General features: G+C 73.6%; 10 protein-coding genes. 6 read left to right on the top strand and 4 right to left on the bottom strand.

Features of this window, described 5'->3' with window-relative positions:
• Positions 1 to 61: 61 nt before the first annotated feature.
• The gene (gene hutU / locus ADY01_RS25525; protein ID WP_049578203.1) at positions 62 to 1,720 is read right to left on the bottom strand and encodes a urocanate hydratase; all 1,659 of its coding nucleotides are present in this window, start codon (positions 1,718 to 1,720) and stop codon (positions 62 to 64) included.
• 132 nt (positions 1,721 to 1,852) lie between these two features.
• On the opposite strand from hutU, the gene ADY01_RS25520 reads away from it, so the two are divergent.
• Positions 1,853 to 3,163 carry a diaminopimelate decarboxylase gene (locus ADY01_RS25520; protein WP_049578201.1) on the top strand — a complete coding sequence of 437 codons (1,311 nt, stop codon included), beginning with the start codon at positions 1,853 to 1,855 and terminating at the stop codon, positions 3,161 to 3,163.
• A gap of 43 nt (positions 3,164 to 3,206) precedes the next feature.
• On the opposite strand, the gene ADY01_RS25515 is transcribed toward ADY01_RS25520, so the two are convergent.
• Positions 3,207 to 4,058, bottom strand: a complete 852-nt coding sequence (locus ADY01_RS25515) for a MurR/RpiR family transcriptional regulator (RefSeq protein ID WP_049578200.1) — start codon at positions 4,056 to 4,058, stop codon at positions 3,207 to 3,209.
• A 100-nt stretch (positions 4,059 to 4,158) separates the two neighbouring features.
• On the opposite strand from ADY01_RS25515, the gene ADY01_RS25510 reads away from it, so the two are divergent.
• Entirely contained in the window at positions 4,159 to 4,557 is a 399-nt protein-coding gene (locus ADY01_RS25510) for a hypothetical protein (RefSeq protein ID WP_107081818.1), read from the top strand.
• 435 nt (positions 4,558 to 4,992) lie between these two features.
• Here ADY01_RS25510 and ADY01_RS25505 read toward each other — a convergent pair whose 3' ends face one another.
• A complete protein-coding gene (locus ADY01_RS25505) occupies positions 4,993 to 6,369 on the bottom strand; it encodes a cystathionine beta-synthase (protein ID WP_049578198.1) in 1,377 nt (458 codons plus the stop codon).
• A gap of 129 nt (positions 6,370 to 6,498) precedes the next feature.
• Between ADY01_RS25505 and ADY01_RS25500 the strand changes: the two genes are divergently transcribed.
• The 4 genes from ADY01_RS25500 to ADY01_RS25485 all read left to right on the top strand — a co-directional run bounded on the left by ADY01_RS25500 (position 6,499) and on the right by ADY01_RS25485 (position 10,337).
• Positions 6,499 to 7,536 carry an SGNH/GDSL hydrolase family protein gene (locus ADY01_RS25500; RefSeq protein ID WP_049578196.1) on the top strand — a complete coding sequence of 346 codons (1,038 nt, stop codon included), beginning with the start codon at positions 6,499 to 6,501 and terminating at the stop codon, positions 7,534 to 7,536.
• Between the two features lie 86 nt (positions 7,537 to 7,622).
• A complete protein-coding gene (locus ADY01_RS25495; RefSeq protein ID WP_049578194.1) occupies positions 7,623 to 8,843 on the top strand; it encodes an acetyl-CoA C-acetyltransferase in 1,221 nt (406 codons plus the stop codon).
• A gap of 247 nt (positions 8,844 to 9,090) precedes the next feature.
• On the top strand, positions 9,091 to 9,996 hold the full coding sequence (locus ADY01_RS25490) for a hypothetical protein (RefSeq protein WP_049578193.1): 906 nt from the start codon (positions 9,091 to 9,093) through the stop codon (positions 9,994 to 9,996).
• An 8-nt stretch (positions 9,997 to 10,004) separates the two neighbouring features.
• Positions 10,005 to 10,337 (top strand): hypothetical protein, encoded by a 333-nt coding sequence (locus ADY01_RS25485; protein WP_049578191.1) that lies wholly within the window; start codon positions 10,005 to 10,007, stop codon positions 10,335 to 10,337.
• Positions 10,338 to 10,410: 73 nt separating this feature from the next.
• Here ADY01_RS25485 and ADY01_RS25480 read toward each other — a convergent pair whose 3' ends face one another.
• A complete protein-coding gene (locus ADY01_RS25480) occupies positions 10,411 to 11,274 on the bottom strand; it encodes a Bax inhibitor-1/YccA family membrane protein (RefSeq protein WP_049578189.1) in 864 nt (287 codons plus the stop codon).
• Between the last annotated feature and the right edge of the window lie 249 nt (positions 11,275 to 11,523).

Below are 11,523 nucleotides of genomic sequence, written 5' to 3'. Positions count from 1 at the left end.
CATCCGCAGGAAGGAGTCGCTCATGCGGCTTCCCCGCCCGTGTCACCGGCCCCGGCGCCCCTCACGGCGTCTCCCGCATGGGGACGCGGACGCCGCGGTCAGCGGCGACGCGCTCCGCCTCCTCGTAGCCCGCGTCCACGTGCCGGATCACGCCCGTGCCCGGGTCGTTCGTCAGCACCCGCCGGATCTTCTCGCCCGCCAGGGCGGTCCCGTCCGCCACCGTCACCTGCCCCGCGTGGATCGAGCGCCCCATGCCCACCCCGCCGCCGTGGTGGATCGACACCCACGACGCGCCGGAGGCGACGTTCACCATGGCGTTCAGCAGCGGCCAGTCCGCGATCGCGTCCGAGCCGTCGCGCATGCCCTCCGTCTCGCGGTAGGGGGAGGCCACGGAGCCGCAGTCCAGGTGGTCCCGCCCGATCACCACCGGCGCGGCCAGCTCCCCGCTCGCCACCATGTCGTTGAAGCGCTCGCCCGCCCGCTCCCGCTCCCCGTACCCGAGCCAGCAGATCCGCGCGGGCAGCCCCTGGAACCTGACCCGTTCCCCCGCCAGCCTGATCCACCGCGCGAGGGGCTCGTTGTCGGGGAAGAGGTCGAGGACCGCCCGGTCCGTCGCCGCGATGTCGCGCGGGTCCCCGCTCAGCGCCGCCCAGCGGAAGGGCCCCTTCCCCTCGCAGAACAGCGGCCTGATGTAGGCGGGCACGAACCCGGGAAAGTCGAACGCCCGTGTGTACCCGGCGAGTCGGGCCTCGCCGCGGATCGAGTTCCCGTAGTCGAAGACCTCGGCCCCCGCGTCCTTGAAGCCGACCATGGCCTCCACGTGCCGTGCCATCGACTCCCGCGCCCGCCGCGTGAACTCCTCGGGGCCGCGGGCCGCGTAGGCCGCCATGTCCTCGAACGCGACCCCCACCGGCAGGTACGCCAGCGGGTCGTGCGCGCTGGTCTGGTCGGTCACGACGTCGATCGGCGCGCCACGCGCCAGCAGCGAGGGCACGGCCTCGGCCGCGTTCCCCACCACGCCCACCGACAGCGCCCTGCGGTCGGCGCGCGCCCGTTCCGCCAGGTCGAGCGCCTCGTCGAGCGAGTCCGCCCGCACATCCAGATAGCCGTGCGCGATCCGCCGCTCCAGCGCCCTGGGGTCACAGTCCACGCACAGCGCCACACCGCCGTTCATCGTCACCGCGAGGGGCTGCGCACCGCCCATCCCGCCCAGGCCGGCCGTCAGCGTGAGCGTCCCGGCCAGCGTCCCGCCGAACCGCTTCTCCGCCACCGCCGCGAAGGTCTCGTAGGTGCCCTGGAGGATGCCCTGGGTGCCGATGTAGATCCACGAACCGGCCGTCATCTGCCCGTACATGGTCAGCCCCAGCCGCTCCAGGCGGCGGAACTCCTCCCAGGTCGCCCAGTCGCCGACCAGGTTGGCGTTGGCGATCAGGACCCGGGGCGCCCACTCGTGCGTCGTCAGCACGCCGACCGGACGGCCCGACTGAACGAGCATCGTCTCGTCGGCGGCGAGCGTCCTCAGGGTGGCGGTCATCGCGTCGAACGAGCGCCAGTCCCGCGCCGCCTTCCCCGTTCCGCCGTAGACCACCAGCTCGTCGGGGTGCTCGGCGACCTCGGGGTCCAGGTTGTTCTGGAGCATCCGCAGCGCCGCCTCCTGCGGCCACCCGCGCGCGGTCATCGTGCTGCCTCGTGGCGCCCTGACGGGCCGAGGTCCTTCCATCGCCTGCCTCCCCGGTGAGGACGGTTGATGAGGATCGGTATTCATGCGGCTATTCACTCACTGTAGGTACTGAATATTCTCAGTCAACGGGGCCTCTGCCGTTCGTCCGCGCGGCGTGCTTGGCTGGAGGGCATGGTTCTGCCCCTTCGTCGCGATCTGGCCGTCAGGGCGGCGCTCGAACGCCGCCTCCTCACCGCCGACCGCCCGCTGGCCGCCCTGCTGGATCTGCACGGCGTCCAGGAGTCGGCCACCGCACTCCACGGCGCGTTCGCCGCGGTGACCGCGCCGGGCCAGGAGGTGCTGCACACCTTCGCCGTCAAGGCCGGCTCCCTGGTCCCGGTGCTGCGGCTGCTCGACGGGTTCGGCATCGGCTGCGAGGTGGCCAGCCCGGGAGAGCTGGCGCTCGCCCGCGCGGCGGGTCTCGCGGCCGACCGGATCGTCCTCGACTCACCGGCCAAGACGGAGGCCGAGCTGCGCGAGGCGCTGGCCCTGGGCATCGCGCTCAACGCCGACAGCCCGCAGGAGCTCGCCCGCCTCGACGCGCTGGTGGCCTCCGAGCCGGTCTCCGCGCCGCCGCTCGGCCTGAGGATCAACCCGCAGCTCGGCGGCGGCACCATCGACGCGATGAGCACGGCGACCACCACGGCCAAGTTCGGCATCGGACTCCGCGACCCGGGGGCGCGCGAGTGGATCGTGCGCGCCTTCCTCGACCGGCCGTGGCTGACGCGGCTGCACTGCCACGTGGGCTCCCAGGGGATGGCGCTGGAACGGATGGCGGCGGGGGTGCGCGCCCTCTGGGAGCTGGCCGAGGAGATCAACGCCGCGGCCGGCGCCCGGCGGGTCACGACGCTCGACATCGGGGGCGGGCTGCCGGTGGACTTCGCCTCGGACGAGACGCCTCCGCCGTTCGCCGCCTACGCCCGGCTGCTGAACGAGACCGTGCCCGGCCTCTTCGACGGGCGGTACGGGCTGGTCACGGAGTTCGGCAGGTCCCTGCTCGCCAAGTCCGGCTTCATCCTCGCCCGGGTCGAGTACACGAAGACGACCGGCGGGCGGCCGATCGCCGTGACGCACGCGGGCGCGCAGGTCGCGGTCCGCACCGTGTTCGCCCCGGCGTCGTGGCCGCTGCGGATCGCGGCGTACGACGCGGAGGGCCGCCCGAAGAAGGGCCCCGACGTGCGGCAGGACGTCGCGGGCCCCTGCTGCTTCGCCGGGGACCTGGTGGCCCGGGACCGCGCGCTGCCCCCGCTCGACCCGGGCGACCTGGTGGCGCTGCTGGACACGGGCGCGTACTACTTCTCCACCCCGTTCGGCTACAACGCCCTCCTGCGCCCCGGCGTCCACGGCTACCGCGCCGACCCGGGCACCCCCACGGTCTTCACCACCCTCCGCCGCCCGCAGACGATGAGCGAGCTGGTCACCGAGTACGGCGGCGACTGCTGACGGCGGCACGGGGGCTCCCCTGCCCCGCCGACTCCGACTCCGACTAGTCCAGGAAGAGGCCGCGCTCGGCGGCCCTGGTGTCGAAGTGGTCGAGCCTCGGCTGCGCGTCCGGCAGGGCGTCGCACATCGCCTCCAGGACGGCCCTCGCCAGCAGCGCCGGCGCGCAGGCGGTGTCGAACGACAGAGCCGTGCTGACCGGGGCCGCCAGCACGAGGTCCCCCGGGTGGGCTACCGCCGAGACCGGGCTGTCGGTCACCGTCACCACCCGCAGCCCCGCCGACCTGGCCACGGCCAGCGCCTCGGCGACCTCGACGGGGTGGCGGGGCAGCGCGAAGCAGAGCAGGGCGCTCGCGCCCGCCGCGGCCGCCGCCTCGATCCGGTCGGTCAGCACCGAGCCGCCCGTCTCGAGCAGCCGCACGTCGGGGTGAACCTTGGCGGCGAAGTAGGCGAAGCCGTGCGCCTCGGCCGCCGCCGCCCGCAGCCCGAGGACCGGCAGCGGCCGGGAGGCGGCCAGCAGCCGCCCGGCCTCCTCGACGCGGCCGGGGTCGGCGAGCGCCGCGGCCAGCCGCCCGAGGTGGTCGATCTCGGCGAGAACGGCCCGCTGGTAGACGTTGACCGGAGCTCCGGCCGCCTCGCCTGCCGCCCCGCCCACCGCCGCGCCGCGCAGGGTCTCGCGCAGCCGCCGCCGCAGGGCCGGGTAGCCGTCGTAGCCCAGGGCCACGGCGAAGCGGGTCACGGACGGCTGGCTCACCCCCGCCAGCTCCGCGAGCTCCACGCTGGAAAGGAACGGCGCCTCGTCACCCGATCGGACCACGCACTGGGCGATCCGCCGCTGCGTGGGTGTCAGCCGGTGACCCTCGAACAGCGCGGACAGCCGTGCGCTCGCCTCGCTCACCCGCCAGATTCTATGCCCGGCAAATGGGGGGTTACCCCTAGTGCCAGCCGTGGCCCGGCACCGTACGGTGTGGGCCATGATGAGTGGCCGTGATTCCGAGATGAACCATGACTCCGATCTCAGGAGGGATCTCGACGCCGCCGTGCAGACCCGCAAGGAACTCGGTGAGACCTACGAGGCGGAGCTCATCGAGTCGTTCCTGGAGAAGGTGGAGCAGCGCATCGACACCACGGTGGACAAGCGAGTGCGCCGTCAGCTGGCCGAACAGCAGATGGTGATCGCCCGTGGTGGGCGCTCCTCGCAGAGCGGACCCGGCCCGGCCTTCGGGCTGGCGGCGCTCTCCCTGGTGCTGGCCATACCGCTGTCCGCGATCGCCGTGACGCAGGCCGGGCTCGCCGGGCTGCTGATCTGCTGGGGCGGCATCGTCGGCGTGAACGCCTGCTACGCCGGCCGGGACCTCCTGCGCCGCGGCAGGACCGGGCGCGAGGACTGGGACTGAGGGCCTGAGGCCGCCGAGGGCCCAAGGGACCGAGGCACCGGGCGGCTGAGCACCGGCGGCCGGAGTCCGGCCGCCGGGGCGGAGCCGCGCCGAGGCCGTGGGAGTCGCGGCCTCGGGAGTCGTGGCCGTGCGCGTCGTGGCGACCGCCGGCGGGGCGCGGGCGGCCGGAGGCCGTCGTATACAGCGCGGGAAGAGGTTGGCGGGGACCGCCGCACCCCGGCGCGAGCGCCAGGGGCGGGACGACGGCGGTCCCCGCGAGGACGCGGGCCGGGTCGGGGCCGCGCGTCCGGGCGACCAGGGAGGTCCGGGAGCCGCTCCGGAGGTCCTTGGTGCCGACAGGAAGAACTCTGCCGGACCGGTGTTAACGACGCGTTGCCCGGCCGTGACACTTCAGGATCTCTTACGCCACTCCCGTCTTTCTCCCCGCCCCCTCGGTCACCCGGCCAGGAACGCCAGCAGATCCTGGCGGCTCACCACTCCGGTCGGCTTCCCGTCCACCAGCACCACCGCCGCGTCCGCGCCCTGGAGCACGGCCATCAGGTCGCCGAGCGGCTCGCCCGAGCCGACGTGCGGCAGCGGCGGGCTCATGTGCTTCTCCAGCGGGTCGTCCAGCTCCGCACGCTGCGCGAACAGCGCGTCCAGCAGCTCGCGTTCGGCCACCGAGCCGACGATCTCGGCCGCCATCACATCCGGGTGCCCGGCGCCCGGCTTGACCACCGGCATCTGCGAGACGTCGTACTCGCGCAGCACCTCGATCGCCGCGCCGACGGTCTCGTCCGGGTGCATGTGGACGAGCGAGGGCAGGCCGCCCTCCTTGCGGCGCAGCACGTCGCCGACGCGCGTCTGGCTGCCGCCGTCCTCCAGGAAGCCGTAGTCGGCCATCCACTCGTCGTTGAAGATCTTGCTGAGGTAGCCGCGCCCGCCGTCCGGGAGCAGCACCACCACGACGTCGTCGGGGCCGAGCCGCCCGGCCACGGTCAGCGCGCCCACCACCGCCATGCCACAGGAGCCGCCGACGAGCAGGCCCTCCTCCCTGGCCAGCCGCCGCGTCATCCGGAACGAGTCCTTGTCGGAGACGGCGACGATCTCGTCGGCGATCTCCTGGTCGTAGGCGGTGGGCCAGAAGTCCTCGCCGACGCCCTCGACCAGGTAGGGGCGGCCCGAACCGCCGGAGTAGACCGAGCCCTCGGGGTCGGCCCCGATGACCTGGACGCGGCCCGAACTGACCTCCTTCAGATAGCGGCCGGTGCCCGAGATGGTGCCGCCGGTGCCGACGCCCGCGACGAAGTGGGTGATGCGGCCCTCCGTCTGCTCCCACAGCTCGGGGCCGGTGGTCTCGTAGTGGGAGAGGGGGTTGTTCGGGTTGCTGTACTGGTCGGGCTTCCAGGCGCCGGGCGTCTCCCTGACCAGGCGGTCGGAGACGTTGTAGTACGAGTCCGGGTGCTCGGGGTCGACGGCGGTGGGGCAGACGACGACCTCGGCGCCGTAGGCCCGCAGCGTGTTGATCTTGTCCGTGGACACCTTGTCCGGGCAGACGAAGACGCAGCGGTAGCCCTTGCGCTGTGCCACGATGGCCAGGCCCACGCCGGTGTTCCCCGACGTCGGCTCCACGATGACGCCACCGGGGCGCAGTTCGCCGGAGCGTTCGGCGGACTCGATCATGCGCAGCGCGATCCGGTCCTTCACCGAACCGCCCGGATTGAAGTACTCCACCTTGGCCAGCACGGTGGCTGAGATGCCCGTCGTCACCGCGGTGAGCTTGACCAGAGGGGTATTGCCCACAAGGTCGATCATCGACTCGTAATACTGCACCTGGGTCTCCGCTTATCAGGGGCGGGTTCGTCCGCCCACCGGACAAGCACCCTATTGCGTTGCGCGGCGGGCCGCGCTGGGCACCACACAGGTGGAGGAACCGCTATGGACGGGAGGCGTGAAGCCGCGATGTCAAGGGCGAGGGTTGCGCGGAGGATCGCGACCGCCGCGGCGTACGGCAGCGGCGGGCCCCGCCGGCTCGGCGGCGCCGCGGCGGGGCTGGTGCTCACCGAGATGAGGTACGCCCGGTGGCGGGTGGGCAAGGGGGCCGACGAGGACCCGCCCGTGGCGGAGGGGATCTACGGAACGGCGTTCGCCGCCTCCCCCGGGCCGCCGTGGCGGCTGGCGATGCTGGGCGACTCGACCGCCGTGGGTCTCGGGGTGCGGCGCGCGGGTCAGACACCGGGCGCGTTGCTCGCGTCGGGGCTCGCGGCCGTTGCCGAGCGCCCCGTCGAGCTGCACAGCGTCGCGCTGTCGGGGGCCGAGTCCTCCGACCTGGAGCGGCAGGTGTCGCTGCTGCTGACCGAGCCGGGCCGGGCGCCGGTGCCGGACGTGTGCGTGATCATCATCGGCGCCAACGACATCACCGGCCGCGTCTCCCCGGCCCGTTCCGTGAAGTACCTGGCGGAGGCGGTGGCGAGGCTGCGCACGGCCGGCTGCCAGGTCATCGTCGGGACCTGCCCCGACCTGGGGTCGGTGGAGCCGGTCGGGCAGCCGCTGCGCTGGATCGCCCGCCGGCTGTGCCGCCGGCTCGCCGCCGCGCAGACCATCGCCGTGGTCGAGCTCGGCGGCCGGACGGTGTCGCTCGGCGCCCTGCTGGGCCCGGAGTTCGCCGCCAACCCCAGGGAGCTGTTCGGCCCCGACCGCTACCACCCCTCGCCCGAGGGCTATGCCACCGCGGCGATGGCGCTGCTGCCGACGCTGTGCGACGCGGTGGCGGTGTGGCCGGTGGAGGAGCGGGGCGAGGCGCGGCGCCGGGAGCGGCTGCTGCCGGTCGCCGAGGCCGCGGTCGCGGCGGCGGCCGAGAGTGGCACCGAGGTCAGCGCGGCGGGCACACTGGGCAGACGCGCCCCCTGGGCGCTGCTGCGCCGGCGCAGGCGCCGCCCGCTCCCCGAGGAGGAGGGCGGCCACCAGGACCGGGAGATGTCCCCGAGCCCATCCCCCTGACGTCGGCCCCCTGATACCAAGGACTCCACAGCAATCCGACAGGAGTCCCCACCCGGGAGTCCGACCCAGCCGCCGGGAGGCACGCCGTGCCAGAAGCAGTGATCGTATCCGCCGTCCGCTCCCCCATCGGCCGCGCGTTCAAGGGGTCCCTCAGGGACCTGCGCCCGGACGACCTGACCGCCGCCATGGTGCGGGCGGCGCTGGACCGTGTACCCGAACTCGACCCCGAGGAGATCGACGACCTGCTGCTCGGCTGCGGCATGCCGGGCGGCGAGCAGGGCCACAACCTCGGCCGGGTCGTGGCCGTTCAGCTCGGGTACGACCGGCTGCCCGCCACGACCGTCACCCGCTACTGCGCCTCCTCGCTCCAGACCACGCGGATGGCGTTCCACGCGATCAAGGCCGGGGAGGGCGACGTCTTCGTCTCCGCGGGCGTGGAGATGGTCTCGCGCGGCGCCAAGGGGTCCTCCGACGGCCAGCCGGGCACGCGCAACCCCCTCTTCGCGTCCGCCGAGGCCAGGTCGGCCGAGCGGGCCGAGCACGGCGGCCAGGGCTGGGAGGACCCGCGGGAGCACGGCGAACTCCCCGACGTCTATCTCGCCATGGGCCAGACCGCGGAGAACCTGGCGCGCCTGAAGGGCATCACGCGCGAGGAGATGGACGCGTTCGGCGTGCGCTCGCAGAACCTCGCGGAGAAGGCGCTCGCGGACGGCTTCTGGCAGCGCGAGATCACCCCCGTCACCACCCCCGACGGCACGGTGGTCACCGCGGACGACGGTCCGCGCGCCGGCGTCACGCCGGAGGCGGTGGCGGGGCTGCGCCCGGCGTTCCGCCCCGACGGCCTGGTCACGGCGGGCAACTGCTGCCCGCTCAACGACGGGGCCGCCGCGCTGGTCGTCATGTCCGACACGAAGGCCCGCGCGCTGGGGCTGACCCCGCTGGCGCGGATCGTCGCCACCGGCGTCTCGGCGCTCTCGCCCGAGATCATGGGCCTCGGCCCGGTCGAGGCCAGCCGGCGGGCGCTCCGCCTCGCCGGGATGTCGGTCGGCGACGTGGACCTGGTCGAGATCAACGAGGCGTTCGCCGCCCAGGTCATCCCCTCCTACCGCGAACTGGGCGTCGACCTGGACCGGCTGAACGTCAACGGCGGCGCCATCGCGGTCGGCCACCCCTTCGGGATGACGGGCGCCAGGATCACCACCACGTTGATCAACTCCCTGCGGTGGCACGACCGGCAGATCGGTCTGGAGACCATGTGCGTGGGCGGCGGCCAGGGGATGGCCATGGTCCTGGAGCGCCTATCCTGAACGGGCCGCGCGGTGCGCACGGTGCTGAAGTGACCCGCGTCACCCGGTATATCCGGGCGATACCGAAGCGGACCCGGGATGTGATCCATGCCGGTGTCCCGCCGGAACCCGCAGGTCAGCCGGGCGTGAGGGGCGCGTTGGGGACGAAAGACCTGTCCAATTCATGACGTTATGCACTGCACGCCATGGCCGCGCCCCGGAAACCTGAGATAAGAAGTCAGGGACCAAGAGCACTGGGAGCGACTCCGTGAGCGCCATATCCGTCATCTTGCTGGTGGTGACCGGTACCGCCGTTGCCCTGGGGGCCGTGGCCCTGCACACCGCCCGCCGCCTGCGCGCCGAGCTGGCCGGGATCCGCCGCGAGCTGGCGGGACGCGCGCTGCCGACCGCCAGGCGCGTTCCCGCCCAGGAGATCCGCCGGGCCGTCTCCGAGGCGCTGGCGGACGAGCGGGAGCGCGAGCTGGCCGAGGCCCGCGCGTACTGGGCCGAGCAGGAGGCCAGGGAGCAGGAGGGCCCCGGCGCCCTGCTGGCCGGGCGCGGCCTCGGGTACGAGGTGGCCGGCGCGGACGAGGAGCTGCTGGACGCGCTGCTGGAGCGGTACCTGCTGAGCGACTCCGGCTTCCCTGCGGCGGAGAGCGGGGGGCGCCCGGAGGGCGGCGGGGCCGAGGCCGTGCAGGAGCAGGACGGCGGGGGCGGCGAGTCGGCCGAACTGGCCGCGGCCCGCCGCCGCCATCCCTCCCACCCGGGCTTCACGCTCTCGGGCGACCCGGTCGAACCGGGCGACTCGCCCGATCCGCTCGGCACGGCCGCCGACCGCGAGCGCGACGAGCGGGTGGCGGGCGAGGAGCTGGTGCGGACCACCGACCGGCTCTCGCGGCTGGCCGACGCCAGGACGCCGCTGGCCGACGTGCGGCGCGGGCCGCTGGGCACGCTGGACATCTTCCTGTTCGCCGACGGCACCACGCTGTGCCTGTCGCCGAGCCACCTGGAGGCGGCGGAGCGGCTGGCGGCGGCGGTGCGCCAGGGCGACCGCCCGGTGCTGATGGGCGGTTCCGCGGTCTCCGGGGCCTTCGCGCTGACGTTCTCGTGCGGCCCGGAGAGCGTGTACCTGCTGGCGGACCGGGTGGTCGCGTCGTCGTACCTGAGCGAGTGAGCGCGGGCATGGACGGGGCCCTGGGCGGCGTGGACACGGGGCCGCTGGACGCGGCCGTGGACGCGGAGGCGGACCGGCTGCGGCGGCTGCCCGAGAGCAGGCTGCGGCGGGGCGCGGCGGCCGGGGCGCTCGCCGTCGCCCGCCGGCTGGCCGAGCGCGCACAGCTGCTGGAACGCCCGGGGCGCGTGCCCCGCGAGCTGCCCGACGCGGGGATCTACTCGGTCGGCGACCAGCTGGCCGTCGCGGGCCACGACCTCTCCCAGGCGATCCGCGAGAGCACGGACGGCGCCGCGGCGGAGCGCGAACTGACCGCGGCCCTGGAGCTGCTGCGGAGGCGCTGACCGCCGGGGCAAGGCAAGGGCCCCCGCGAGACGGTGTCTCGCGGGGGCCCTTGCCGGTTCGGCCACGGGGCGACTACTCCCCTTGGAGGATGGCGAGCAGCCGCAGGAACTCCAGGTAGATCCACACCAGGGTGAGGGTCAGCCCGAAGGCGGCCAGCCACGACTCCTTCTCGGGGGCGCCGTAGGCGATGCCGTCCTCGACCATCTTGAAGTCGAGGGCGAGGAAGCACGCGCCGAGGATGACGCCGATGACGCCGAAGACGATGCCGAGGCCGCCGTCACGCAGGCCGAGGCCGTTCCCTCCGCCGATCATCGCGACCACGACGTTCACCAGGGACAGCAGGATGAAGCCGACCGCCGCCGCCAGCACGAACTGGGTGAAGCGGGCGGTGACCCGGATGATCCGCTGCTTGTACATGAACAGCACGCCGGCGAAGACGGCCATGGTGCCGATCACGGCCTGCATGGCGGCGCCCGGCGCGGCGGCGTTGATCGCGTTGCTGATGGAGCCGAGGAAGAAGCCCTCGAACACCGCGTAGGAAAGGATCAGCGCGGGCGAGGCCTCGCGCTTGAAGGACTGCCACAGGGCGAGGCCGAGGGCGACCAGGGCGAAGAGCACGCCGAGGCCCACCGGCATGTCGGTGATCCAGGCGGCCGTCGCCGCGGCGACCACGGTGCCCAGGGTGAGTGCGGTGCGGGAGACGACGCTGTCGATCGTCATCACACCGGGGCGCGTGGGCGCTCCCGGCGGCACAGCTGCTCCGCCCTGGGGACCCACCTGCGGCTGCGCGTACGGGTTCCCCGGCTGCGCGTACGGATTGGTCGGTGCCCCAGCGTACGGATTCCCGGTCTGCGGCTGCGGTCCGGCGTTGAAGCCGGCGTAGCCACCGTCCCGACTGAACCCCCGACGCGTGAAGACCGGGTTGCTGCTCCTCATCTCACTCCTCCATGGCCGCACGGCACGGCCTTGACTACCAGAGTAATGCGTTAGCAAAGACTGCACGGTAGTGCACTCGTAGAAACGAGCGAAAGGGGTGTGTTGGTTCCTTCCCCCCTCCCGTGACCGGTCAACGGCGGGGGGACGCGGGGGCTTTCCCGCCTTGAACGGGCCCGGGCGGGGGGGGCGGACCAACAAACCCCTTTTTTCTTCTTATACACAACTGAAGCTGCCGACGGAAAGGATAGG

This window comes from Streptomyces sp. SBT349 (assembly GCF_001083795.1).
GTDB lineage: Bacteria > Actinomycetota > Actinomycetes > Streptomycetales > Streptomycetaceae > Streptomyces.
Note: the sequence above shows the minus strand (reverse complement) of the source record. Positions and strands in the feature narration are given on the sequence as shown.